This window comes from Citrobacter sp. Cb080, from assembly GCF_030334745.1.
GTDB classification, from domain to species: domain Bacteria; phylum Pseudomonadota; class Gammaproteobacteria; order Enterobacterales; family Enterobacteriaceae; genus Citrobacter; species Citrobacter braakii.
The window spans coordinates 16,410-41,193 of record NZ_JAOWDG010000081.1 but is presented as its reverse complement, the minus strand read 5'-3'; the positions used below and the strand labels follow the sequence as shown (position 1 = coordinate 41,193).

The window sequence follows — 24,784 nt, the reverse complement described above, 5'->3', positions numbered from 1 at the left end:
AAAAAGCCCCGCAGTGACGGGGCAAAAAAATTACAGGTTGCGCATATTGTAATAAGGCACACCTAATTCGTCGGATTTGTCGCTGCCTGCACCCATATGATTAAAATCGAACGGGGACCGATCGTGCGCAGGCGGCATAATCATCGCGTCACGACTGTTTTGTGTGGCAGGTTGCGCGGTCTGTTCCGCCATGCTCTGGCCCGAAACAACATACAGCAGGGCCAGCATCGCATAAGACAGAAGTTTCATGATTTCCTCGGTTACGTCGTTAACTGGCGATTAGCAATTACATTGATTGAGTGGCAGCAAATAGCGTGATTCGCCGTGCATATTCGTCATACGGTATTTATGCGGTGGAACATCAAAATAGTTTTTGAATGTCCGGGTCAGCGTTTGCTGGGACTCAAAGCCGTAACGCTCCGCCAGATAAAGGATCGGCTCGTTACTCTCTTTTAATTTTTGCGCTATTTCAGTCATTTTACGGCTACGGATGTATTGACCCAGTGAATGGCCGGTTTCTTTTTTAAACATCCGTTGCAGGTGCCATTTGGAGTAACCTGAACGCTCTGACACCTTTTCCAGCGAGAGCGGCGATTCAAGGTTATTTTCGATCCAGTCCAAAATGCTATGAATAGTGATTGTGTCAGTATTGCGTCTGGACATCGTCATACCTCTTTCTGTTTACGGCAGGATTTTCTTCAGCAAATGCTCAAGCGTGGTCACTTCATCCGCCGTTAAGTTTTTTGTTAGTTCCTGGCGCAGGTCTTGCCCTACTAATTGATGACACTGCTCGCAAATTGCCGCGCCATGTTCGGTGAGTTTCACCAGCACGCCTCGCTTGTCATGTGGATTCGGAAGCCTTTCTATCCAGCCTTTACAGGCCAGCCTGTCCAGCATCCGCGTCAGGGCGCCGAGATCGACAGACAGCACTTTTTTCAATTCGACAGGGGTAATACACACCGCGCAACGGATGGAGCAGAGCACCTTGAACTGCGATGCCGTGATATCCAGCGGTGACAGATAGTCGTTTAGCAAACGATCTTTTTTCTGATTAACCATGTAGATCAAACGACCCAGTGGGATGATTTCGTTAAACAGATCACTGGTGCTTTTCACAATGGTTGCCCTGGCAAGTAGTTAGTCACGGCTGATATTATTGCTTAGGCAAATATAAGTCAAATGAATGGGTCAGCAAATGCCACGTTTTGCTAAATCATCAGACTCAATTTCTGGCGAGTGGAATTTTAACGGTTTGAAAATTATGGCTTATACGTGCGGATGAAAAATGAATACTTACACCGCGAAAATGGCTTATCTCCCGGATTTCACCGTATACTTGCCGTTGACGATTAACGCACAGGAAAGATGACATTATGATGGACTTGTTTAAAGCAATAGGACTGGGGCTGGTAGTCCTGTTACCGTTGGCAAACCCGTTAACCACCGTGGCGTTGTTCCTCGGCCTTGCCGGCAACATGAACAGCGCAGAGCGTAACCGTCAGTCACTCATGGCGTCCGTTTACGTGTTTGCCATCATGATGGTGGCGTATTATGCCGGACAACTGGTGATGAATACCTTCGGGATTTCGATTCCCGGGTTACGTATCGCGGGTGGGTTAATCGTTGCGTTTATCGGCTTTCGAATGTTGTTTCCACAGCAGAAGGCACATGACTCTCCGGAAGCGAGAAGCAAATCAGAAGAACTGGAAGATGAACCGACTGCCAATATTGCATTTGTTCCGCTGGCCATGCCAAGCACCGCGGGTCCGGGTACGATTGCAATGATCATCAGCTCGGCGTCCACCGTGCGTCATGGGGCTGAGTTTCCGGACTGGGTGATAATGGTCGCACCGCCGATTATTTTTGCCGTGGTCGGGGTTATCCTGTGGGGCTGTTTGCGCAGTTCTGGCGGAATTATGCGCCTGGTCGGTAAAGGCGGTATTGAGGCGATCTCCCGATTGATGGGCTTCCTGCTGGTATGTATGGGCGTGCAGTTTATTATTAACGGCGTGCTGGAAATCATTAAAACTTACGCTTAAAACAACGTGCCCGGTATTGTCTACCGGGCACGTTTTTATGAATGCTGAGGCTGCTCTTCCAGTGATACTGGCCATTTACGGAAGATAATCACCGACCATATGAACGCCACAACCGCAGGCACTGCACCTACGTAACCAATCGTAGACATTGACCAGTGCAGACTCACCTGATTTCCTACCAGCGCGCCAGCGCCTATCCCAATATTAAAGATACCTGAGAAAAGGGCCATTGCGACGTCGGTGGCATCCGGGGCCAGCGCCAGCACTTTGACCTGCATACCCAGGCCTATCAACATAATGGCGATGCCCCAGAATATACTCAGGACGGCCAGATGCATTTCGCTGTCCGCTGCGGGCAGTAACAGCACCAGACACGCCGTCAGCAGGGCAATGGCGCTACTAATCAATACGGAAGCATGTTGGTTACCCAGCTTGCCAAAAATGACGCTACCGACAATACCCGCGCCACCCAGAACCAGCAGCAGCACGGTGGCAAAGTTTGCGCTCAGCCCGGCGACGGTCTGTACAAACGGTTCGATATAGCTGTAGGCCGTGTAATGCGCGGTGACCACAATCACCGTCAGCAGATACAAGCTCATCAATGCTGGACGGCGGAATAAAACCGGCAGGCTTTTTAATGAACCGGAATGCTCACTGGGTAATTTTGGCAGGAGCTTAATCAAGCAAAGTAGGGTGACTAACGCCCCCATACCGATGGCGAAGAACGTGGTACGCCAGCCAAAATACTGGCCAACGATGCGCCCGATAGGCAGGCCCAGCACCATCGCCAGCGCGGTGCCGGTCGCAATCAGGCTGAGAGCCTGCGCGCGTTTCCCGGCAGGAGCCAGGCGAATCGCCAGCGATGCGGTGATCGACCAGAAAATAGCGTGGGCAAAAGCAATACCGATACGACTGATCACCAGCACGGTAAAATTCCATGCCAGGAAAGAGAGAACGTGGCTGGCGATAAAAACGACAAACAGGCAGATCAGAAGTTTGCGGCGTTCTACCTGGCTGGTAAGCAGCATGAAAGGCAGCGACATCAGGGCGACAACCCAGGCGTAGATCGTCAGCATGATCCCGACCTGAGCGGTCTGCATATTAAAACTTTGTGCGATGTCGGATAACAAACCGACAGGGACAAACTCAGTGGTATTGAAAATAAAACCGGCAATGGCAAGCGTAACTACCCGAAGCCACGCGACCTTGCGGGAAACAGTGTCTGTTGTCATATCAATTAGGTGGATTAGCTGCGAAAAGGTAAGGCCACGATCTTAAAACTTTTGCTGGCTAAAATACAATCATTTCGTGATGCAGATCTCATTTCATTGACTGGGTGGCAAAATTGACTGCCGAACATTTCGCGTAATTTTAACTGTTTCATTATTAATGAAATTCCGGCGTGTGAATTCACCCGGAACGCTATTTATTGCGTTGTTTGAGAATCGCGAATTATTCCGTGCTTTTCGACAACTGAGGGTTCAAAACCTCAATAAACGCTTCCAGTTGCCTCGTCATTGCCCCTCTGCGCCAGACCAGCCACGTATTCAGCCAGCGCCAGTTTTCGCTTAGCGGCCAGGCGTGGACCTGATGGTGTCCTGGCATGCTCTCCAGCATCGAACGCGGGATCAGCGCGATACCCGCACCGGCAATGACGCAAGCCAGCATGCCGTGATACGACTCCATTTCATGAATGGTGCCGGGCATTGCGCGATCGGCATGAAACCAGCTTTCAAAATGGCGACGATAGGAACAGTTGGCGCGAAAGGCGTAAATGCTGCAACCGTTAACGTCGCTGGCCCGCTGGATAGGGGGATGACCGTGCGGAGTGACTATCATCATCTCTTCACGGTAGACCGGCATTCCTTCAAGACCTGGATGAGTAATTGGGCCGTCGACAAAGGCGGCGTTCAGCGTCCCGTCGAGCACGCCGTCCAGCATCGTGCCTGAAGGACCTGTCGCCAGTGCAAACTGAATTTTGGGGTAACGCTGATTATATTCAGCCAGCGTGGCGGGGATCCGCACAGCGGCAGTACTCTCGAGTGAGCCAAGAGAGAACAACCCCTGCGGTTCATCGCCGGCGACGACCATTCTCGCCTCGTCAACCAGGGCGAGGATCCGCTGGCTGTAGCGTAAAAAATTGTGCCCGGATGGGGAAAGCCGCAAACGCTGATTTTCACGAATAAACAGATCGACGCCAAGGTCGGCTTCAAGCTGGCGAATACGAGTGGTGAGATTGGATGGCACGCGATGCACCTTCGCGGCGGCCTGCGTAATACTGCCTGTCTCCGCGACGGCGTTGAACATTTCTAGTTGCGTCAGATCCATAATATTCTCTGTTCGTGAATGGTGTGGTTAATATTATTCATTTTTCAGAAAGAGTAAATATGCGCATGATATGACCATACCCTGCGATAAAGAGAGGCACTTATGACTATCACAGCAGCAACACATGCGATTTCCGTTAACCCTACCAACGGTGAAAGGTTGGCGGCAATGCCGTGGGCCAGTACTGAGGAGATTGCACATGCGCTGAGCCTTGCCGCGAATGGCTACCGCGAATGGAAACACACTGCCGTTGAGCAGCGTGCGCAAACGCTGCGTCATATCGGGCAGGCTCTGCGTCATCGCGCGGAAGAGATGGCGCAGTGTATCTCACGTGAAATGGGGAAACCCATCAAGCAGGCGCGTGGTGAAGTTGCCAAATCAGCCGCATTGTGTGACTGGTACGCCGAACATGGACCGGCGATGCTCAACCCGGAACCTACGCTGGTGGAGAACAACCAGGCGGTGATTGAGTATCGCCCCGTTGGAACTATTCTGGCGATCATGCCGTGGAACTTCCCGCTCTGGCAGGTACTTCGCGGCGCCATTCCAATTCTGCTGGCCGGAAATGGCTATCTGTTAAAGCATGCGCCAAACGTAACCGGCTGTGCTGCGATTATCGCGCAGGTTTTTGCTGATGCGGGCGTTCCCGCGGGTGTTTACGGTTGGGTGAATGCCGATAACGCCGGGGTAAGTCAGATGATCAATGACCCGCGTATCGCGGCGGTAACGGTGACGGGCAGCGTTCGAGCTGGTGCGGCGATTGGTGCTCAGGCGGGGGCGGCGCTGAAAAAATGCGTGCTTGAACTGGGGGGTTCCGATCCGTTTATTGTCCTTAATGATGCTGACCTCGATCTGGCCGTTAAGGCGGCGGTCGCCGGTCGTTATCAGAACACCGGACAGGTTTGTGCGGCAGCAAAGCGCTTTATTATCGAAGAAGGAATTGCGGCAGAATTTACGGCTCGTTTTGTGGCGGCCGCGAGCGCGCTCAAAATGGGCGACCCGCTGAACGAAGAAAACGATCTGGGTCCGATGGCAAGATTTGAGCTGCGCGATGAACTGCATCAGCAGGTCGAAGCCTCCCTTGCCGAAGGCGCGCGGTTACTTCTCGGCGGGGAAAAAATCGCGGGTCAGGGCAATTACTATGCCGTGACGGTTCTGGGTGATGTCACCCCGGAGATGACGGCTTTTCGTCAGGAGCTGTTTGGCCCGGTTGCAGCGATTACCGTTGCAAAGAATGTGGAACATGCCTTAGCGCTGGCTAATGACAGTGATTTCGGCTTATCAGCCACGGTGTTCACCGCGGATGAAGCTCTGGCGCAGAAGATGGCGTCACGCCTGGAGTGTGGGGGCGTATTTATCAATGGTTACAGCGCCAGCGATGCCCGCGTTGCTTTTGGCGGCGTGAAGAAAAGTGGTTTTGGCCGCGAGCTTTCACACTTTGGTCTGCATGAGTTTTGTAATGTACAGACCGTCTGGAAAAACCGCCTCTGATGGGGGCACCGGCCTTAATTCTGCAATGTTTCTGTCTACGGCATGAATCTCACCCGCTCATGCAGACCGTGGCCAGATTCCGCCTTCCGGCCTGACGCTGCGTATTCAGCTCTGTTATACTCGCAGGCCTTTCATACCTGCGAGCAAGGAGCATGTTGTGGCCAGGGCCATGGACAATTCAATTTTAGAGACCATTGTGCAGCAGGTTCGTCCGCTGATTGGTCAGGGTAAAGTCGCTGATTACATTCCTGCCTTAGCTTCTGTCGACGGTTCAAAACTGGGTATTGCTATTTGCACCGTCGATGGACAGCACTATCAGGCGGGGGATGCGCAAGAGCGCTTTTCTATTCAGTCAATTTCAAAGGTGCTCAGTCTGGTCGTGGCGATGCGTCACTATCAGGAAGATGAGATCTGGCAACGTGTCGGCAAGGATCCTTCCGGTCATCCTTTCAACTCCCTGGTGCAGTTGGAAATGGAGCAAGGGATCCCACGCAATCCCTTTATCAACGCCGGGGCGCTGGTGGTTTGCGATATGCTGCAAGGACGTCTGAGCGCACCGCGTCAACGGATGCTGGAAGTGGTACGGGCGCTAAGCGGCGTTTCGGATATCGCCTATGATGCGACGGTGGCGCGTTCTGAGTTTGAGCGCTCGGCGCGTAACGCGGCTATTGCCTGGTTAATGAAGTCCTTTGGCAATTTTCACCATGACGTGACCACCGTTTTGCAAAATTACTTTCACTACTGCGCACTGAAAATGAGCTGTGTGGAGCTGGCGCGCACGTTCGTCTTTCTGGCGAATCAGGGACATGCTTTTCATCTTGCTGAGCCGGTGGTGACACCCATGCAGGCCCGACAGATCAACGCGCTGATGGCGACCAGTGGCATGTATCAGAACGCAGGGGAATTTGCCTGGCGAGTGGGCTTACCGGCGAAATCTGGTGTGGGGGGCGGTATCGTGGCTATCGTGCCTCACGAGATGGCGATTGCCGTCTGGAGTCCGGAACTGGATGCGGCGGGAAATTCGCTGGCGGGTATCGCCGTGCTGGAGCAATTAACGCAACAACTGGGGCGCTCGGTTTACTGATGAACACGCTCGATCCTCTTTTTGCCCGGCTGGCGAAATCAACGTTTCGCTCGCGGTTTCGCCTTGGCCAGAAAGAAAGGCAGTATTGTCTGGATAAAGGCGCGCCGGTTATCGAACAACACGCCACGGATTTTATTGCCAAACGGCTGGCGCCCGCGTTTCCTGCCAATGACGGTAAGCAGACACCCATGCGCGGGCATCCGGTATTTATCGCTCAACATGCTACGGCGACCTGTTGTCGGGGATGTCTGGCGAAATGGCATGATATCCCTCAGGGTGTGGCGTTAAACGATGAACAGCAGCGTTACGTTGTCACGGTTATCTATCACTGGCTAGTGATCCAGATGAACAAGCCATAGATAACATAATCCTATGATATGACTCCTTGTGTTGTGCAATTGTTAAAAGCAGTATGAAGGGGTCATTCTAAGGAGAAAAAAATGGCTTCCTGTAAACCCTGCTTTGTGCTGAGCGCGGCCCAGATTCTGTCGAGAATCGATGAATTCAGCGACATCCTTGAAACATGCGTCAATGATGGCGCCTCTGTCAGCTTTATGCTCCCTTTTAGTGGTGATAAATCACGGCCTTTCTGGATGAGCGTCGCGCAAAGCGTTGACCGTGGAGAAAGGATTGTTCTGGGTACGCAGAACGCACAGGGGGTGCTTGTCGGTACCGTCCAGCTCATTATCGATCAACCCGAAAACCAACCTCATCGTGCTGATGTCGCCAAGCTGCTGGTTCACCCCTCAGCGCGGCGCGGTGGTGTTGCCCGGACGTTGATGAACGAACTCGAAAACTGCGCGCGTCAGCAAGGGAAAACGCTGCTGGTGCTTGATACAGCGACGGGCAGCAGCGCTGAGTTGTTCTACCACAATTGTGGATGGCAAAAAGTAGGGGTGATACCGGACTATGCAAAAATGCCTGACGGGAAGCTGACCGGGACCACACTTTTCTACAAAACTCTCTAATTTGTCGCCGGGGATTGATCAAAACAGGGTTTCAATGTATTAAAGTTTGCTAACCTATTGGACCAATTCAATCAGGTTGTATGACTAATTAAAAAGGGAACCCATTGTGCAAACACTAAATCGTCGCGATTTCCCCGGTGCTCAGTATCCTGAACGCATTATTCAGTTTGGTGAAGGAAACTTCCTGCGCGCCTTTGTTGACTGGCAAGTCGATTTGCTGAACGAACATACCGATCTGAACGCTGGTGTAGTCATTGTTCGTCCCATCGAAAGTACCTTCCCGCCATCGCTGAGTACGCAGGATGGTCTCTATACCACCATCATTCGTGGTTTGAATGAGAAGGGCGAGGCCGTAAGCGATGCCCGTTTGATCCGTTCGGTTAACCGCGAAATCAGCGTCTATAGCGAATACGATGAGTTCCTGAAGCTGGCGCATAATCCAGATATGCGTTTTGTGTTCTCCAACACGACTGAAGCGGGCATCAGCTACCACGCGGGCGATAAGTTTGAGGATGCACCGGCCGTGAGTTATCCGGCTAAACTGACCCGACTGTTGTTCGAACGCTTCAGCCATTTTAACGGCGCGTCGGATAAAGGCTGGATTATCATTCCTTGCGAACTGATTGATTACAATGGTGATGCGCTGCGTGAACTGGTCCTGCGCTATGCTCAGGAGTGGGCGCTGCCGGAGGCATTTATTCAGTGGCTGGATCAGGCCAACGCATTTTACTCCACGCTGGTGGACCGCATTGTTACCGGTTATCCGCGTGACGAAGTGGAGAAACTGGAAGCTGAGTTGGGCTATCACGATGCCTTCCTCGACACTGCAGAACACTTCTATCTGTTCGTTATTCAGGGACCGAAGTCATTAGCTGCAGAACTGCGTCTGGATAAGTATCCGCTCAATGTCCTGATTGTTGATGACATCAAACCGTACAAAGAACGGAAAGTGGCGATTCTCAACGGGGCACACACCGCACTGGTTCCCGTTGCCTGGCAGGCAGGGCTGGACACCGTGGGTGAGGCGATGAATGACGCAGAGATTTGCGCCTTCGTTGAAAAAGCGATTTATGAAGAGATCATTCCGGTACTGGATTTACCCCGCGATGAGCTGGCGTCTTTCGCCAGCGCGGTGACCGGTCGATTCTGCAATCCGTACATCAAGCATCAGTTGCTGTCGATTGCCCTGAACGGCATGACTAAATTCCGTACCCGTATTTTGCCGCAGCTGCTGGCAGGGCAACAGGCCAGCGGTAAACTGCCGGCGCGCCTGACGTTTGCGCTTGCCGCGCTGATAGCTTTCTATCGTGGAGAGCGTAACGGTGAGGCTTATCCGGTCCAGGATGATGCGCACTGGGTGGCACGTTTTCAACAGCTGTGGTCCCAGCATCATGACCGCCAGATAAGCACCGACGAGTTAGTCAAATCGGTACTGGGCGTTAAAGAACACTGGGAACAGGATCTGACTCAGGTTTCCGGACTCGTGGAGCAGGTTTCAGCCGATCTGGATACCATTCTGGCCAAAGGCATGCGTGAAGCCGTTAAGCCATTGTGCTAAGAAGACAACCCGGCTCAGGCCGGGTTTTTTATAGAACATTCTTTAGTTACAACATACTATTGTTTATTAATAACTACACCGTTCTGTAACTCCGGTGCGTGGTGGTTCTGGCAGCGCAAACGTTGTTTAGTTAATGTTGCGATTAACTTGCAACATTGATCATGATCGCGTCTAATGTGATGGATTTCACATTTTCCCGAAGAAAACCATGATCGTTCGCCCCCAACAACACTGGCTACGCCTGATATTCGTCTGGCATGGGTCGGTATTATCCAAAATCTTTTCACGACTGCTGCTGAACTTCCTGCTCTCCATCGCCGTTATTATCATGCTTCCGTGGTATACGATGCTGGGAATCAAATTCACGCTGGCGCCATTCAGCATTCTCGGCGTGGCGATTGCAATCTTTTTAGGTTTTCGCAATAACGCCTGTTACTCACGTTACGTTGAGGCCCGACACCTGTGGGGGCAGTTGATGATTGCTTCCCGATCGCTACTGCGTGAGGTAATAACCACCTTACCGGACGACGCCGAATTAGGGCAGTTTGTTCGTCTGCAAATCGCGTTTGCCCACTGTTTACGCATGACTTTACGTCGAAAGCCACAGGCAGAGCCGTTGGCGAAGTACCTCAGCGAGAAAGATCTGCAGACGGTATTTGCCTCACAATCTCCAGCAAACCGCATTTTGTTGTTGATGGGAGAGTGGTTGGCCGTGCGCAGGCGTAATGGTCAACTGTCAGACATATTATTTCATAGTTTAAACAATAGGTTAAACGATATGTCTGCGGTACTGGCAGGTTGTGAGCGGATTGCGAATACCCCGGTCCCGTTTGCTTATACTTTGATCCTTCATCGCACGGTATACCTGTTTTGTATCATGCTGCCATTCGCGTTAGTGGTGGATCTGCACTACATGACACCGTTTATCTCGGTGCTTATTTCCTATACGTTTATCTCGCTCGACACGCTTGCAGAAGAGCTTGAAGATCCGTTTGGCACAGAGAACAATGACCTGCCGCTGGATGCGATTTGCAATGCGATCGAAATCGATTTGCTGCAGATGAACGATGAAACAAATGTGCCAGCAAAACACATGCCTGATAAGCATTACCAACTAACTTAGTTACGTTCGTTTTGCCACCAGGCTGGCTGCATATCGGAAAACGAATGAAACTCTGGTGCCAGGTCTTCATCGTTAGGATCATCAAAAGCCCCGACTAAAAGTGCAATTACCGGGGCGTCATCAATAGCGCCCACGGAACTGCCGCAATGAGGGCAAAAGGCTCGACTACTCGTTTCTGACGAGCGCCAGGTTGTCGGTTTTCCGGCTTTTCCCGTCCATTCTACATTTTCTGCATCAAACTCAATCCAGACGACGGTCGGTGCGCCCGTATGTTTCCGGCATATATCGCAGGAGCAGGTATGGGAATTATTAGGACTGCTGGCCGTGAAGCGGATCGAACCACAAAGACACCCACCAATGTAGACTTTAGACATAACAACTCCCGTCAGAAACACGTGGCAAGACACTAGCAGATGCCTCGCATTGTCACTAGATCCTTATGTTAAAAAGGCGAGGGCGCTCATAGGCGATCCTCTATTCCTGTGATCTATCTGATGATAAATGCTTAATTATTGCGGCGCGCAACAATAAACAATCGGGGAAATGCCAGTAAAATTTTGCCATTTTCCTGCAGTGGATATTGCTCCTGAAGTAGTTCGTGGTAGCGCGCCAGATACTGACGTTGCTCGCTTTCTCTCAAATCCTGTAACCAAGGGCGCAGGCCTGTAGAACTTACCCAGTCGATAATTGCTTGATGAGAATCCATAATGTGATAATACGTGGTGCGCCAGATATCCACCTCACAGCCAGTTTCGGTCAAAATATCATAGTAGGCATGTACGCCAGGTAGTGGCGCACGACCCCGGTCCGGGAAACCCTGTTCATAAACGACTTCGCGCATCAGAACATGCGTGGGTTCCAGCCAGTTATCCGGCATTTGTACGGCCAGAACGCCGTTGCGACCCAGCAGCGATACCAGGTTCGGCAATAGCTCATAGTGATCGGGTACCCATTGTAAAGACGCATTTGCGTAAAGCAGATCCACAGGATGCTCGGGCTGGAACTGACTGATATCCGCTTCAATAAAATGGCATTGCGGTAATGCGTTGCGCGCTTCATTCAGCATGGCGGGTGAGGAATCAACCCCGGTTATTACAGCCGAAGGCCAGCGCTGATGCAGTAATGCCGTGCTGTTTCCCGGACCACAGCCAAGATCAACAACTGAACGAACACTCTCTAACGCCACTCTGTTGAGTAATTCCGCTGCGGGTCTTGAACGTTCAGTTTCATATTGCAGATAAAGCGAAGGGTTCCAGTCAGCCATGAATGAATCTCCAGTATGAGAGAAAAAGGCAGAAAGGACCGCATAAGTCCTTGCCGGTGAGCCATTTCATTTAGAAGATTATATGATAATGAAGGATAAGGGCAGAAATATGCCAGGAAGACAGATTGGCATGTCTGTGGTTTGGCAGCGTGAACTAAAGTTATCAGTTTTGATGTTCAGTGAGTGATGCGGCACAGGTCGAAAATGGTTAGCGCTGGTAACGGCATTTGAAAAGATGTTTGGCCATCATTATTGAGCAGCACAAGGATTACCATAAAGCTTCAGATTCTACCTTACTCAACGCAAGTGCGTATAATGTATATTATGTTAAATGCAATTTGGTATTTGATGGATGCTTAGTTCATACCCCTTAGCTGACGCCGTTCCATCAAATCCTTACCCTTCCCTTATCTGCTACGGTAACAAGTTTTCGTCAGATGACCCCGAATGCAGATCCCTCTTTAGCCATTCTCAGTTTGGCGGTTCCGGTTGGTACACAGTGATGAAAAACGATAAGGTCAGAGCTGTTGTCGCCTTCGAGTCAGGAAGCCAGGAAGCAGTTTTTTTCATTCCTGGAAAAGCTCCCACTGCTAATCCTGACTGAAAACTGCTGGACATGACTGTCTGCCTTGAGCAAAAGCAGACAGTCACTTTGATTTTCTACCGTAAATTTTTTCTTTTTTTATAATCAATGTATCGGGCTAGATATTTTTGTAACAACTTTATAAGTTAAAGATCTGCCGCAATAACAGATTCCTTTATTTATAATTAGAGGTTTGCAACGTTGTGATAGACTTTTTGAACATCATCGTCATCTTCAAGGGCATCAACGAGTCCTGCAAAGATTTCTAAATCTTCTGGCGAAAGTTCAACTTCTGATTGAGCAATCATTTCTAATTCTGTCGTTGAGAATTCAGTAATCCCTGCGGCTTTCAGGGCTGCAATTCCTTTATGAAGGTCTGTAGATTCAGTATAAATAACGATGTTTCCCTCTTCTTCGGTTACATCGCGAACATCTACATCAGCATTAAGCAAAATTTCAAAAATATGGTCAGGATCTGTTCCTGCAAATACAATCACCCCGGTATTGTCAAACATATAGCTGACAGCACCTGCCGCTCCGATATTCCCGCCTTTTTTATTGAAAATTGAGCGGACATTAGCAATCGTACGGTTAACATTTGACGTCAACGTTTCAGCGATAATCAGTGAACCACTTGGACCAAAGCCTTCATAGCGCCCTTGCACGAACGTTTCATCGCTGCCGCCTTTGGCTTTATCAATTGCTTTATCAATAACGTGTTTGGGAACCTGTGCTTGTTTCGCACGTTCAATAACGAATTTTAAAGCTGAGTTTGATTCTGGGTCTGGTTCACCTTGTTTGGCAGCAGCATAGATTTCTACACCGAATTTTGCATATATATTAGACGTTGCACCGTCTTTAGCAGTTTTTTTAGCAACAATATTTGCCCATTTACGTCCCACTGGAATAGTCTCCTCAGAAATTCATTTACATTACATGCAGATTAATAGCCTGCAAATTTTTCCGCAATATTATATCATGATATGTAAACTCTCGTCCATGAAAAACAAAATATCCATGTTTTACTAAATGTTACTTTAATTTTATCAATAGTTAACATTATGGATATGTTATTTTCGGTTTTTTTAGATCTTTTGTTTTTTTATTTTAATAGTCGAATGACAGCGATAATACATAAATAAAGAGAAACTGGAGTAACAATCCAGGTATAAATACCCACTTAAGATTAATGAATGCATCTAATCCAGATCTTTTCTTCAGCAATGTTTGGCTGATGTTTACTTCTTAATCATGAAAGCCTGAGGAACAGATGCCATTGCTGGTCGCCCCGCTTTCTTGTAACCTTCTTCCCGTTGCACTACTGACAAAATCTGGAACCACTGAACTGGACTTCATATGAATGCTCATATTTCTAAAGACCCTTTACATGGCGTAACGCTTGAAATGCAGGTCAATGCACTGGTTGATCGTTATGGTTGGGCTGAGCTGGCGCAACGCATTAATATCAACTGCTTTAAAAATGAGCCGAGCGTTAAATCCAGTTTGAAGTTTCTGCGCCGCACGCCCTGGGCGCGGGCAGAAGTTGAAGCGCTGTACCTGGATTCACTGCATGACCTTGCCTCAAATAACACCACCGAACCGGCGTTCGATCCCTGGGCTAACAGCCGCAACAAGAAGAATTAAGAGCAAAATCTGATGTCAGCATCCGGTTTTATTTCAGCAAATTATCAAAAAAAACTGGCGAATATTCTCGCCCGTTCCCGAGCCAGGCTGCCGCGAACCAACCTGAAATGGTTCGCGCTGCTCGTAGGCAGTATGTTGCTACTTGGCAGCTGTTCTTCACAGCCGCCAGGTTCAAAAATCACCCCACTGCCCCCGGTAGGCAAACCACAGCAGAGCAAGGAGCCGGTACGCGGTATATGGCTGGCAACGGTTTCGCGTCTTGACTGGCCGCCGATTTCATCCGTCAACATCAGCTCGCCTGCCGTTCGTATCAGCCAGCAGCAAAAGGCGCTGACGGACAAGCTGGATAACCTGAAACGTCTTGGTATTAACACCGTTTTTTTCCAGGTGAAGCCCGATGCCACTGCGTTGTGGCATTCTACAATCTTGCCGTGGTCAGATACCCTGACCGGTAAGATTGGTCAGGATCCGGGTTACGATCCGTTACGGTTTATGCTCGATGAAGCGCATAAACGCGGAATGAAAGTCCATGCCTGGTTTAACCCCTACCGCGTGTCCGTGAACACTAAACCTGCAACGGTTACCGAATTAAACAACACGCTGTCACAGACGCCTTCCAGCGTTTATGTCTTGCATCGGGACTGGATCCGTACCTCGGGCGAGCGTTTTGTGTTAGATCCCGGTATTCCCGAAGTGCGTGACTGGATAACCAGTATCGTGGCTGAAGTGGTTGAGAATTACCCGGTTGACGGCGCGCAATTCGATGATTACTTCTATACCGAGTCTCCCGGCTCTGCGCTCAACGACAGCCAGACCTTCAGAAGATACGGCCAGGGATTTGTCTCCAAAGCTGACTGGCGGCGCGATAACACGCAACGCCTGATCGCGCAGGTTTCACGAACTATCAAGAAACTCAAACCTGAAGTTGAATTTGGCGTCAGCCCTGCGGGCGTGTGGCGCAACCGTTCGCACGATCCGGCTGGCTCCGACACGCGCGGCGCGGCAGCCTATGATGAATCGTATGCGGACACCCGCCGCTGGGTGCAACAAGGCTTGCTGGACTACATCGCCCCGCAGCTGTACTGGCCTTTTGCCCGCGACGCGGCGCGTTACGATGTGTTGGCGAAATGGTGGGCAGATGTCGTCAAATCAACCAACACCCGCCTGTATATTGGGGTGGCGTTGTACAAAGTCGGTGAGCCGTCGCGAAAAGAACCTGACTGGACGGTTAAAGGCGGCGTGCCGGAGCTAAAAAAACAGCTCGATCTGAACGAGTCTGAACCGCACATTAACGGCACAATTTTGTTTCGCGAAGATTACCTTAATCAGCCGCAAACGCAGGAAGCCGTGACCTATATTCGCAGTCGTTGGGGGCGTTAATGGTCGTCCGTATTGGATTTATAACGCAAAAGCGTCCGGTTATACGGACGCTCTTAACCGATCCATCAGGCAACTGAAGGCTCAGGCAATCTGAATGATGAGACCAGCATCGCCAGCTGTTCCGCCTCCTCTTTCAGCGCCTGCGTTCGCGCTGCGGCATCATCAATTAACGAGGCGTTTTGCTGAACGGTGCTGTCCATTTCGGTAACAGCCAGCGTAACAACCCTGGGGGATGAACGAGCGGCTGGACTCCTGGCACCAACAACAAAGCCTGCCAGATCGCGTGCAGCAGTCGCTGTTACTGGAAATCGACGCCATTACCTATGTCTATCAACTCGCGCAAGGCGAAACGTTTTTACGCATAGCGCAGCGGCTGGCGCATGCGGAAGCCGTGTATATCCTTGGGATCCAGTCCACCCGCGGGATCGCTAACGCCTTTTTCAGTCACCTGGAATACCTGCGGCCTAAAGTCAGCTACTCCGAAGGGCTTTCCGGCAGTTGGGTTGAGTCGCTGAATTCAGGATTCACCCAGCCTTACGTGGTGATCACCGATATGCGCGCCTATTCCGCTATCTCGCGACAATATTGCCGCGTTGCCACAGAACGCTGCATTCCGCTGGCGTTAATCACCGATGTGTGGTGCCCGTGGGCCAGAGACTATTCCATTGACTTACTTCAGGTGAAAACTGACACCGGACATTTCTGGGACTCACTGGCTCCGGTGAGCTGTCTGTTCAACTTATTACTCTCTGCGGTGGTGGCACAACTGGGTGACTCCCTCGCAGAACGCCTGCAAACCAATCGCCAGTTACAACAACAATTTGGTCAATTCGAACAATAAACAGGAAACGTGCTATGTCAGAAACCCCAGAACTGGTCGATCTGTCGGTGATATTCCCGTCGCTGCATATCGATCTTAAATACGCTACGGCAGACAACATTACCGGCGCCCCTATCTACCGGGAAGCTCGTTGCCTGTTGCACACCGACGCGGTCACTGCGCTGGCGAAAAGCATCAGTATTGCGCAACTGGCGGGCCTGAAACTTGTGGTATACGACGCGTATCGCCCGCAGCAGGCGCAGGCGGTGCTGTGGAATGCGTGTCCGGATCCTCAGTATGTTGTTGATGTGGCGATAGGATCCAATCACAGCCGCGGGACGGCCATTGACGTTACGCTAATGGACGATCGTGGCAATCTTCTCGATATGGGCGCCGGCTTTGATGAGATGCACGACCGTTCCCATGCCTGGCACCCTTCTGTTCCTCCGGCTGCGCAGCGCAACCGCCTGCTGCTCAATGCCATTATGTTTGGCGGCGGTTTTGTCGGTATCACCAGCGAGTGGTGGCATTTTGAATTACCTGATGCCGCCCGCTATCCGCTGCTTGACGATCAGATAGATTGTTACACTGTCACACCCATAACAACACAACATTCCCTTTAATTCTGGAGCCTGGTTATGAAGACTACACCTGCGTTAAACGCGTTTTTTCGCCCCGCTCTGATAGCCGTTGCGCTGGCGTTTGCCCTGCCCGCTGCGCAGGCCGCCGTTCCCAAAGATATGCTGGTGATCGGCAAAGCTGCCGATCCGCAGACGCTCGATCCCGCCGTGACCATCGATAACAACGACTGGACGGTCACCTATCCCTCTTATCAGCGGCTGGTTCAGTACAAAACGGATGGCGGTAAAGGTTCCACGGAAGTTGAAGGCGATTTGGCCAGCGGCTGGAAGGCCTCTGACGACCAGAAAGAGTGGACGTTTATCCTGAAAAACGATGCCAAATTCGCCGACGGAACGCCGGTGACGGCTGATGCGGTAAAGCAATCTTTTGAACGCCTGCTCAAAATCGGCCAGGGGCCTGCAGAAGCGTTCCCGAAAGATCTGAAGGTCGAGGCTATCGATAACAATACGGTGAAGTTTACCCTCAGCCAGCCATTTGCGCCGTTCCTGTATACGCTGGCCAATGACGGGGCTTCAATTATTAACCCGGCCGTCTTAAAAGAGCATGCCGCAGACGATGCCCGCGGATTCCTGGCGCAGAATACGGCAGGCTCCGGTCCCTTCATGCTCAAAAGCTGGCAAAAGGGACAGCAGTTGGTACTGGTTCCTAACCCATATTATGCCGGTGCAAAACCGGCGTTTAAGCGGGTTTCGGTAAAAATCATCGGTGAAAGCGCCTCTCGCCGTCTGCAATTGTCGCGGGGTGATATCGACATTGCCGATGCGCTTCCGGTTGACCAGCTTGCCGCCTTAAAACAGGAAGGCAAAGTTAACGTGGCGGATTATCCCTCGTTGCGCGTGACCTATCTGTATCTGAATAACAGTAAAGCGCCGCTCAATCAGGTGGATTTACGCCGCGCCATCTCGTGGGCCACCGATTATAAAGGCATGGTAAACGGGATCCTGAGCGGCAACGGTAAGCAAATGCGAGGTCCGATCCCTGAAGGCATGTGGGGTTTTGACGACAAGGCCATGCAGTACAGTTTCGATGAAGCCAAAGCGAAAGCGGCGTGGGAGAAAGTTGCCACCAAACCTGACAGTCTGAGCTTCCTGTACTCGGATAATGACCCCAACTGGGAACCTATCGCGCTCGCGACCCAGGCAAGCCTTGGCAAACTGGGCATTAAGGTGAAGCTGGAAAAACTGGCGAACGCCACCATGCGTGACCGCGTGGGCAAAGGAGATTACGACATTGCCATTGGCAACTGGAGCCCTGATTTCGCCGATCCGTACATGTTTATGAACTACTGGTTTGAGTCAGATAAGAAAGGCTTGCCGGGTAACCGTTCGTTCTATGAAAACGGTGAGGTCGATAAGCTGCTGCGTAGCGCGCTGGCCACGACCGATCAGGTTGCCAGAACCAATGACTACCAGCAGGCGCAAACTATCGTGATTGATGAAGCCGCCTACGTCTATTTATTCCAGAAAAACTATCAGTTGGCGATGAACAAAGACGTCAAAGGATTTGTATTCAACCCCATGCTGGAACAGGTCTTCAATATCTCCACCATGAGTAAATAAGCCACGTTAATGCGGAGCCGCTCTGGCTCCGCAAGGGGAAGCTAATGACGTTCTGGAGCATTTTACGCCAGCGATGCTGGGGACTTATTCTGGTGGTTATCGGTGTTTGCGTAATCACTTTTATTATTTCGCACCTGATACCTGGCGACCCCGCGCGGCTATTGGCGGGCGATCGCGCCAGCGATGAAATTGTCGAAAATATTCGCCAACAGTTGGGGCTGAACCAGCCGCTGTATGTCCAGTTTTTTCGCTATGTCAGCGACATTTTTCACGGTGATTTAGGCACCTCTATTCGCACCGGACGTCCGGTGCTGGATGAGCTGCGCATCTTCTTCCCCGCCACCCTTGAGCTGGCTTTCTGCTCCTTGTTGCTGGCGCTGGTTATCGGTATTCCTTTGGGCATTTTATCTGCGGTCTGGCGCAACCGCTGGCTAGATCACCTCGTTCGCCTGATGGCGATCACCGGTATCTCCACACCAGCATTCTGGCTGGGGCTGGGGGTTATCGTGCTGTTTTATGGTCATCTGCAAATTTTACCCGGCGGTGGACGTTTAGATGACTGGCTGGATCCGCCAACTCACGTCACCGGGTTCTATCTGATTGATGCACTGCTGGAAGGCAATGGCGAAGTCTTTTTCAATGCGCTTCAGCACCTGATCCTGCCATCACTGACGCTGGCCTTTGTGTACCTGGGGATCGTTGCCCGTCAGATTCGCTCCGCCATGCTGGAGCAACTGAGTGAAGATTACATTCGCACCGCTCGCGCCAGCGGGTTGCCGGGCTGGTACATCGTGTTGTGTTACGCGTTGCCAAATGCGCTTATCCCCTCGATAACCGTTCTCGGCCTGGCATTGGGCGATCTGCTCTACGGTGCGGTGCTGACTGAAACGGTCTTCGCCTGGCCGGGAATGGGCGCCTGGGTGGTGACGTCGATTCAGGCGCTCGACTTCCCGGCGGTAATGGGATTTGCCGTGGTGGTCTCTTTCGCCTATGTGCTGGTTAACCTGGTGGTGGATTTACTCTACTTGTGGATCGATCCACGAATTGGACGCGGAGACGCACAATGATGCTCACACAAGAAACGCCAGCCGCGCCTCAGACAACACGCCGTCGCACGGACTGGGCTAAACTGTTCTGGATGATGAAAAGCAGCCCGCTGACGCTGGTTGGCGGGGTCATCATTGTGTTGATACTGCTGCTGATGGTGCTGTCGCCGTGGATAACCCCTCACGACCCTAATGCCATCAATTTGAGTGCGCGCCTGCTGCCCCCGTCAGCCGCTCACTGGTTTGGTACTGATGAAGTCGGCCGCGATCTGTTCAGCCGCGTTCTGGTGGGTAGCCAACAATCGGTCGTTGCGGGGCTGGTCGTGGTGGGTATCGCCGGGGGATTGGGTTCGCTGCTGGGCTGTTTGTCTGGCGTCATGGGCGGACGCGCCGATGCAATTATTATGCGAATAATGGACATTATGCTGTCCATTCCCTCGCTGGTGCTGACGATGGCGCTGGCCGCCGCGTTGGGTCCAAGCCTGTTTAACGCCATGCTGGCGATTGCTATCGTACGTATTCCGTTTTATGTGCGCCTCGCACGCGGTCAAACGTTAGTAGTGCGCCAGTTTACCTATGTGCAGGCGGCGCGGACCTACGGCGCATCACGCTGGCATCTGATTAGCTGGCACATTTTACGTAACTCTCTGCCCCCGCTAATTGTGCAAGCGTCGCTGGATATCGGCAGTGCGATCCTGATGGCCGCTACGCTCGGATTTATCGGTCTGGGCGCACAGCAACCCAGCGCTGAATGGGGAGCGATGGTCGCAATAGGCCGTAACTATGTGCTTGATCAGTGGTGGTATTGCGCTTTCCCCGGCGCCGCCATTCTGATTACCGCCTTGGGCTTTAATCTCTTTGGCGATGGTATTCGCGATCTGCTTGACCCGAAAGCCGGAGGAAAACAGTCATGACACAACCCGTGCTGGAAATCGAAGATTTGCATTTGAGTTTTCCCGGCTATAAAGCTGACGTGCATGCGCTTAACCATGTATCGCTGCATATCAACCGCGGAGAAATCGTTGGCGTGGTTGGTGAGTCCGGTTCCGGTAAGTCCGTGACGGCCATGCTCACCATGCGTCTGCTGCCGGAAGGCAGTTATCATATCCACCAGGGACGCGTTTCGCTGCTGGGGGAAGATGTGCTCAATGCCAGCGAGAAGCAAATGCGCCAATGGCGCGGCGCACGCGTAGCGATGATCTTTCAGGAACCCATGACGGCGCTGAATCCGACCCGACGCATCGGTCAGCAAATGGTGGAGGTTATCCGCCATCATCAGGCGTTAAGCCGCACGGATGCCCGTCAGAAAGCCATCGCTTTACTCCAGGAGATGCAAATCCCGGACGCGGCGGAAGTCATGAAGCGTTTCCCGTTTGAGCTTTCCGGCGGGATGCGCCAGCGCGTAATGATAGCGCTGGCCTTTTCGTGTGAACCGGAGCTTATCATTGCCGATGAACCGACCACCGCTCTGGACGTCACGGTGCAACTGCAGGTGCTGCGTTTGCTGAAGTTAAAAGCGCGAGCTAGCGGGACAGCCGTGTTATTTATCAGCCATGATATGGCGGTGGTTTCACAGTTATGCGACCGGTTGTACGTCATGTATGCCGGAAGCGTGATTGAGAGTGGCCCAACGCAAACCGTTATTCAACGCCCGACGCATCCCTATTCCATTGGTCTGCTGAAATGCGCGCCGGAACACGGCGAGCCGCGCGCATTGCTGCCCGCCATTCCCGGCACCGTGCCGAACTTAACCTGCTTACCGACGGGATGCGCGTTTCGCGAGCGCTGCTTTGCCGCTGGCCCCCGTTGTGAAGAAACACCTGCGTTACGCAGTCAGGGAGGCGGGGATCAACAATCTGCCTGCTGGTATCCGCAACTGGAGACAACACATGTCTGATTTTTTACTGGCGCTGCAGAATGTTCATGTCAACTTCCCTGCGCGTAAAAACTGGCTCGGCAAGGTAACGGAACGGGTGCATGCCCTCAATGGTCTGGATTTACAGATCCGTCAGGGGGAAACACTGGGGATTGTTGGCGAGTCCGGTTGTGGAAAGAGTACGCTGGCGCAACTGCTGATGGGGATGCTGAAACCCAGTCAGGGCAACTATGCGCGCCGTGGTGACAAGCAGCATACCGGTATGCAAATGGTCTTTCAGGATCCCCTTTCATCGCTGGATCCGCGCTTACCGGTATGGCGGATTATCACCGAACCGGTGTGGATCCAAAAACGTCCTGCAGAACGTGAGCGCCGTATGCTTGCTGAAGATTTGGCGCGACAAGTGGGAATTCGTCCTGAATATCTCGACCGCCTGCCGCATGCGTTTTCCGGTGGACAGCGCCAGCGTATTGCCATCGCCCGGGCGTTGTCATCAGAGCCGGACGTGATTGTGCTCGATGAACCTACTTCGGCGCTGGATATCTCCGTGCAGGCGCAAATTCTCAATCTGCTGGTGTCATTGCAGGCGCGCAGAAACCTGACCTACGTGCTGATCTCGCACAACGTGTCGGTGGTCCGCCATATGAGCGACCGCGTGGCGGTGATGTACCTCGGGCAAATTGTTGAGCTGGGCGATGCGCAGCAGGTACTCACGCAGCCCGCCCATCCCTACACGCGATTATTGCTGGATTCGGTCCCTAAAACGGGAGCACCGCTGGCGGAGGATTTGGTGTTACGGAAAACCGAACTACCGGGGAACCGAACGCTGCCCCAGGGTTGTTTTTTCCGTGACAGGTGCCCACTGGCAACCAGCGGCTGTGAGAAGAAACAGGCATTGCTGAAAAGTGATAGTGGTGGTGAAGTTCGCTGCTGGCGGGCGGTTGCATGAGCTGAACGGTTGGCGTATTGCGTGAGAGTCAGGTGCAATACGCCTTTTTCAGTGAATCCACCAGCACTTCAGAAGCGGTAGATAACTTATGATGCGCCGAACGCAAAACGCCGATCCGACGCTGGATCACCGGCGTATCCAGATCGATACAGGTTGCACCCAGCTCTGTCATTTGCGTGCGGCACAATGCGGGCACGGCGCTGCCGCCCAGTCCGCTCGCCACCAGGCGACCAACCGTCACCAGTTGATGGCTCTCCAGCGCCACTTCCAGCGTATGCCCACTTTGCACCAGCTGTTCTTCCAGCATCAGGCGCACGGCGGAAGGACGTTGCAGGGTGATAAAATCCAGCGTCAGTAATTCGCGCCACGCAATACGATCCCGGCCCGCCAGTTTGCATGTCGGCGGAACAATCGCGATAAAACGATCCACGCCGAGCGGGGTGAAATGCAGATGCCCTGAAGAGTCCGGCTCAAAGGCAATGCCCATCTCCACCCGCCCTTCACTGACCATCTCAATCACTTGTTCGTTAATCACGTCATGTACCGTTACGTTGATCCCGGAGTAGGAATCACGAAACGTTTTCAGTACCGATGGAAGGACGTTAGCGGCGAATGAGGGCATGGCGGCAATAGAGATTTTCCCGCGCTGCAGCGTAAAGCGCTGACGCATTGCCTCTTCCGTATTCTCCCAGTCCGCCAGCAGCTGTCGCCCCATGTTGAGCAGCGTTTCTCCCTCCTGCGTCAGGGTCACTTTGCGGGTGGTTCTCAACAGTAACGCCCCGCCCAGTGAATCCTCCAGTCCTTTAATCGCCAGGCTTAAAGCGGGTTGCGACATATTCAGTCTTTCACTGGCATGAGCAAAATTCAGAGTGTGAGCTACCGCTAAAAACGCGCGTAACTGTTTGATGCTCATTCCCATTTCGCATTCCTTTAACTTGTTGAATACCTTTAATTAACATTAAATTGATAAAAAAACCCAATGAGTGAGTCACAAATTTAAAATTAACAAATCATTTTTCACCCCCAATGATGTCGGCAAGGACAACAGGAGGGGCAAGTATATGGCTGGACTGGATAAACGGGTTGCCACCTATCAAGAGGCGCTGGAAGGACTGACCGATAACATGACGCTGCTGGCGGGCGGTTTTGGCTTATGTGGGATCCCTGAGAACCTGATTGCCGAAGTACGCCGTCGGGAGGTTCAGGGGCTTACGGTTGTGTCAAACAACTGCGGCGTGGATGGTTTTGGCCTTGGCGTTCTGCTGGAAACGCGCCAGGTACGCAAAGTGGTCGCATCTTATGTAGGTGAAAACGCCCTGTTTGAGCAGCAGGTTCTCAGCGGTGAACTGGAAGCTATCCTGACGCCGCAAGGCACGCTGGCTGAGCAGTTGCGCGCGGGCGGCGCGGGGATCCCGGCATTCTTTACCGCGACCGGATACGGAACCCCGGTCGCGCAAGGGAAAGAAGTTCGCGAGTTTGCCGGACGCCCTTACATCTTAGAGCAGGCGATAACCGGTGATTTTGCGTTGGTTAAAGGCTGGAAAGCCGACTGGTACGGCAACGTTATTTATCGCCACACCGCACAAAATTTTAATCCGCTGATGGCTGCCGCTGGGCGTATTACCGTCGTGGAAGTTGAAGAAATTGTCCCTCCCGGAGAGCTGGACCCCGCCGCAATTCACACCCCCGGAATTTACGTTAACCGCATTATCCAGGGGCAGTTTGAAAAACGTATTGAACAACGCACCCTGCGCCAGAAAGGAGCCTGACCATGTTAACGCGTGAACAAATGGCGATGCGTGTCGCCCGCGAACTGCGAGACGGTTATTACGTCAACCTCGGGATTGGTATTCCTACTCTGGTGGCGAACTACATTCCTGAAGGCATGGACGTAATGCTGCAATCGGAAAACGGTTTGCTGGGTATGGGCCCGTTTCCCACGGAAGACGAAATTGATGCTGACATGATCAACGCCGGGAAACAGACCGTGACGGCGCGCAAAGGCGCGGCAATCTTCGACTCGGCGCAATCCTTCGCCATGATCCGCGGCGGTCACGTCGACCTGACGGTGCTCGGCGCGTTTGAAGTGGATGTTAACGGCAATATCGCCTCATGGATGATCCCCGGAAAAATGGTGAAAGGCATGGGCGGCGCGATGGATTTGGTTGCCGGAGCCGACAACATCATCGTGGTGATGACGCATGCCTCTAAAAGCGGCGAGTCGAAACTGCTTCCCGCCTGCACCCTGCCGCTGACCGGCGTGGCCTGTATTAAACGTGTGCTTACCGATCTGGCGCTGCTGGAGATTGCCGACGGGGCGTTCATTCTGCGCGAGCGAGCGCCGGGCATCAGCGTCGATGAGATTGTCGCCAGAACCGCCGGCAAGCTGATCGTTCCCGAAAATGTCCCCGAAATGCACTTTAGCTGAGG

General features: G+C 52.2%; 27 protein-coding genes and 2 pseudogenes. 19 read left to right on the top strand and 10 right to left on the bottom strand.

Going from position 1 to position 24,784, the window contains the following annotated elements:
- Positions 1-30 precede the first annotated feature (30 nt).
- Genes marB through marR form a run of 3 tightly spaced genes read right to left on the bottom strand, consistent with a single transcriptional unit; the run spans position 31 to position 1,116 of the window.
- Positions 31-249, bottom strand: coding sequence for a multiple antibiotic resistance protein MarB (gene marB, locus OGV38_RS20385; RefSeq protein ID WP_016153071.1), 219 nt, complete (start codon positions 247-249; stop codon positions 31-33).
- A 30-nt stretch (positions 250-279) separates the two neighbouring features.
- Positions 280-663 (bottom strand): MDR efflux pump AcrAB transcriptional activator MarA, encoded by a 384-nt coding sequence (gene marA, locus OGV38_RS20380; protein WP_003032424.1) that lies wholly within the window; start codon positions 661-663, stop codon positions 280-282.
- Positions 664-681: 18 nt separating this feature from the next.
- Positions 682-1,116, bottom strand: coding sequence for a multiple antibiotic resistance transcriptional regulator MarR (gene marR, locus OGV38_RS20375; protein ID WP_286474725.1), 435 nt, complete (start codon positions 1,114-1,116; stop codon positions 682-684).
- Positions 1,117-1,373: 257 nt separating this feature from the next.
- Between marR and OGV38_RS20370 the strand changes: the two genes are divergently transcribed.
- The gene (locus OGV38_RS20370) at positions 1,374-2,039 is read left to right on the top strand and encodes a MarC family NAAT transporter (RefSeq protein WP_016153073.1); all 666 of its coding nucleotides are present in this window, start codon (positions 1,374-1,376) and stop codon (positions 2,037-2,039) included.
- Positions 2,040-2,074: 35 nt separating this feature from the next.
- Here the strand turns inward: OGV38_RS20370 and OGV38_RS20365 are convergent, their stop codons facing one another.
- Both OGV38_RS20365 and ptrR read right to left on the bottom strand, forming a co-directional pair.
- Complete coding sequence (locus OGV38_RS20365; protein WP_210589993.1) at positions 2,075-3,271, bottom strand: sugar transporter; 1,197 nt, start codon at positions 3,269-3,271, stop codon at positions 2,075-2,077.
- 220 nt (positions 3,272-3,491) lie between these two features.
- A complete protein-coding gene (gene ptrR / locus OGV38_RS20360) occupies positions 3,492-4,367 on the bottom strand; it encodes a putrescine utilization regulator PtrR (RefSeq protein ID WP_016153075.1) in 876 nt (291 codons plus the stop codon).
- 102 nt (positions 4,368-4,469) lie between these two features.
- Between ptrR and sad the strand changes: the two genes are divergently transcribed.
- The 6 genes from sad to OGV38_RS20330 all read left to right on the top strand — a co-directional run bounded on the left by sad (position 4,470) and on the right by OGV38_RS20330 (position 10,591).
- Positions 4,470-5,858 (top strand): succinate-semialdehyde dehydrogenase, encoded by a 1,389-nt coding sequence (gene sad / locus OGV38_RS20355; protein ID WP_286474718.1) that lies wholly within the window; start codon positions 4,470-4,472, stop codon positions 5,856-5,858.
- A gap of 157 nt (positions 5,859-6,015) precedes the next feature.
- Positions 6,016-6,942, top strand: a complete 927-nt coding sequence (gene glsB, locus OGV38_RS20350; protein WP_286474716.1) for a glutaminase B — start codon at positions 6,016-6,018, stop codon at positions 6,940-6,942.
- Positions 6,942-7,301, top strand: coding sequence for a DUF4186 domain-containing protein (locus tag OGV38_RS20345; protein WP_016153078.1), 360 nt, complete (start codon positions 6,942-6,944; stop codon positions 7,299-7,301). The genes glsB and OGV38_RS20345 overlap by 1 nt, the downstream gene beginning before the upstream one ends.
- An 81-nt stretch (positions 7,302-7,382) precedes the next feature.
- Complete coding sequence (locus OGV38_RS20340; RefSeq protein WP_047359048.1) at positions 7,383-7,910, top strand: GNAT family N-acetyltransferase; 528 nt, start codon at positions 7,383-7,385, stop codon at positions 7,908-7,910.
- Between the two features lie 106 nt (positions 7,911-8,016).
- The gene (locus OGV38_RS20335) at positions 8,017-9,468 is read left to right on the top strand and encodes a tagaturonate reductase (RefSeq protein ID WP_269517277.1); all 1,452 of its coding nucleotides are present in this window, start codon (positions 8,017-8,019) and stop codon (positions 9,466-9,468) included.
- Positions 9,469-9,676: 208 nt separating this feature from the next.
- Positions 9,677-10,591, top strand: a complete 915-nt coding sequence (locus tag OGV38_RS20330) for a bestrophin family protein (RefSeq protein ID WP_094761159.1) — start codon at positions 9,677-9,679, stop codon at positions 10,589-10,591.
- Here OGV38_RS20330 and OGV38_RS20325 read toward each other — a convergent pair.
- Both OGV38_RS20325 and tam read right to left on the bottom strand, forming a co-directional pair.
- Positions 10,588-10,965, bottom strand: coding sequence for a GFA family protein (locus OGV38_RS20325; protein WP_286474711.1), 378 nt, complete (start codon positions 10,963-10,965; stop codon positions 10,588-10,590). The two genes, OGV38_RS20330 and OGV38_RS20325, sit on opposite strands and share 4 nt — an antisense overlap.
- Positions 10,966-11,096: 131 nt before the next feature.
- Positions 11,097-11,855: a trans-aconitate 2-methyltransferase gene (tam, locus tag OGV38_RS20320; protein WP_286474686.1), complete on the bottom strand. Its 759-nt coding sequence runs from the start codon at positions 11,853-11,855 to the stop codon at positions 11,097-11,099.
- A 457-nt stretch (positions 11,856-12,312) separates the two neighbouring features.
- On the opposite strand from tam, the pseudogene OGV38_RS25180 reads away from it, so the two are divergent.
- Positions 12,313-12,405 (top strand): annotated as a pseudogene (locus tag OGV38_RS25180) (alpha/beta hydrolase); the annotation flags it as partial.
- 218 nt (positions 12,406-12,623) lie between these two features.
- On the opposite strand, the gene OGV38_RS20315 reads toward OGV38_RS25180, so the two are convergent.
- Positions 12,624-13,340 (bottom strand): YebC/PmpR family DNA-binding transcriptional regulator, encoded by a 717-nt coding sequence (locus OGV38_RS20315; protein ID WP_016153084.1) that lies wholly within the window; start codon positions 13,338-13,340, stop codon positions 12,624-12,626.
- Between the two features lie 454 nt (positions 13,341-13,794).
- Between OGV38_RS20315 and OGV38_RS20310 the strand changes: the two genes are divergently transcribed.
- Both OGV38_RS20310 and OGV38_RS20305 read left to right on the top strand, forming a co-directional pair.
- Entirely contained in the window at positions 13,795-14,082 is a 288-nt protein-coding gene (locus OGV38_RS20310; RefSeq protein ID WP_016153085.1) for a VF530 family protein, read from the top strand.
- 12 nt (positions 14,083-14,094) lie between these two features.
- A complete protein-coding gene (locus OGV38_RS20305; RefSeq protein ID WP_269517276.1) occupies positions 14,095-15,462 on the top strand; it encodes a glycoside hydrolase family 10-like protein in 1,368 nt (455 codons plus the stop codon).
- A gap of 65 nt (positions 15,463-15,527) precedes the next feature.
- Here OGV38_RS20305 and OGV38_RS20300 read toward each other — a convergent pair whose 3' ends face one another.
- Positions 15,528-15,662 (bottom strand): hypothetical protein, encoded by a 135-nt coding sequence (locus OGV38_RS20300; protein ID WP_286474682.1) that lies wholly within the window; start codon positions 15,660-15,662, stop codon positions 15,528-15,530.
- Positions 15,663-15,682: 20 nt separating this feature from the next.
- On the opposite strand from OGV38_RS20300, the pseudogene OGV38_RS20295 reads away from it, so the two are divergent.
- From OGV38_RS20295 to OGV38_RS20265, 7 genes and pseudogenes are all read left to right on the top strand, one after another.
- Positions 15,683-16,303: pseudogene (locus tag OGV38_RS20295) on the top strand (MurR/RpiR family transcriptional regulator); the annotation flags it as partial.
- A gap of 14 nt (positions 16,304-16,317) precedes the next feature.
- Positions 16,318-16,905, top strand: a complete 588-nt coding sequence (gene ddpX, locus OGV38_RS20290) for a D-alanyl-D-alanine dipeptidase (protein WP_109017775.1) — start codon at positions 16,318-16,320, stop codon at positions 16,903-16,905.
- Between the two features lie 15 nt (positions 16,906-16,920).
- Positions 16,921-18,483: an ABC transporter substrate-binding protein gene (locus OGV38_RS20285; protein ID WP_016153090.1), complete on the top strand. Its 1,563-nt coding sequence runs from the start codon at positions 16,921-16,923 to the stop codon at positions 18,481-18,483.
- A 44-nt stretch (positions 18,484-18,527) separates the two neighbouring features.
- Positions 18,528-19,550, top strand: a complete 1,023-nt coding sequence (locus OGV38_RS20280; RefSeq protein ID WP_286474679.1) for an ABC transporter permease — start codon at positions 18,528-18,530, stop codon at positions 19,548-19,550.
- Positions 19,547-20,443, top strand: coding sequence for a D,D-dipeptide ABC transporter permease (gene ddpC, locus OGV38_RS20275; protein WP_286474676.1), 897 nt, complete (start codon positions 19,547-19,549; stop codon positions 20,441-20,443). The genes OGV38_RS20280 and ddpC overlap by 4 nt, the downstream gene beginning before the upstream one ends.
- Complete coding sequence (locus OGV38_RS20270) at positions 20,440-21,426, top strand: ABC transporter ATP-binding protein (RefSeq protein WP_016156537.1); 987 nt, start codon at positions 20,440-20,442, stop codon at positions 21,424-21,426. Before ddpC ends, OGV38_RS20270 begins: the two co-directional genes overlap by 4 nt.
- Positions 21,419-22,354, top strand: coding sequence for an ABC transporter ATP-binding protein (locus OGV38_RS20265; protein ID WP_016156538.1), 936 nt, complete (start codon positions 21,419-21,421; stop codon positions 22,352-22,354). The genes OGV38_RS20270 and OGV38_RS20265 overlap by 8 nt, the downstream gene beginning before the upstream one ends.
- Before the next feature lie 28 nt (positions 22,355-22,382).
- On the opposite strand, the gene OGV38_RS20260 is transcribed toward OGV38_RS20265, so the two are convergent.
- On the bottom strand, positions 22,383-23,273 hold the full coding sequence (locus tag OGV38_RS20260; RefSeq protein ID WP_016153095.1) for a LysR family transcriptional regulator: 891 nt from the start codon (positions 23,271-23,273) through the stop codon (positions 22,383-22,385).
- Between the two features lie 142 nt (positions 23,274-23,415).
- Between OGV38_RS20260 and OGV38_RS20255 the strand changes: the two genes are divergently transcribed.
- Positions 23,416-24,123, top strand: a complete 708-nt coding sequence (locus tag OGV38_RS20255; protein ID WP_016153096.1) for a CoA transferase subunit A — start codon at positions 23,416-23,418, stop codon at positions 24,121-24,123.
- 2 nt (positions 24,124-24,125) lie between these two features.
- The gene (locus OGV38_RS20250; RefSeq protein ID WP_016153097.1) at positions 24,126-24,782 is read left to right on the top strand and encodes a CoA transferase subunit B; all 657 of its coding nucleotides are present in this window, start codon (positions 24,126-24,128) and stop codon (positions 24,780-24,782) included.
- Positions 24,783-24,784 lie beyond the last annotated feature (2 nt).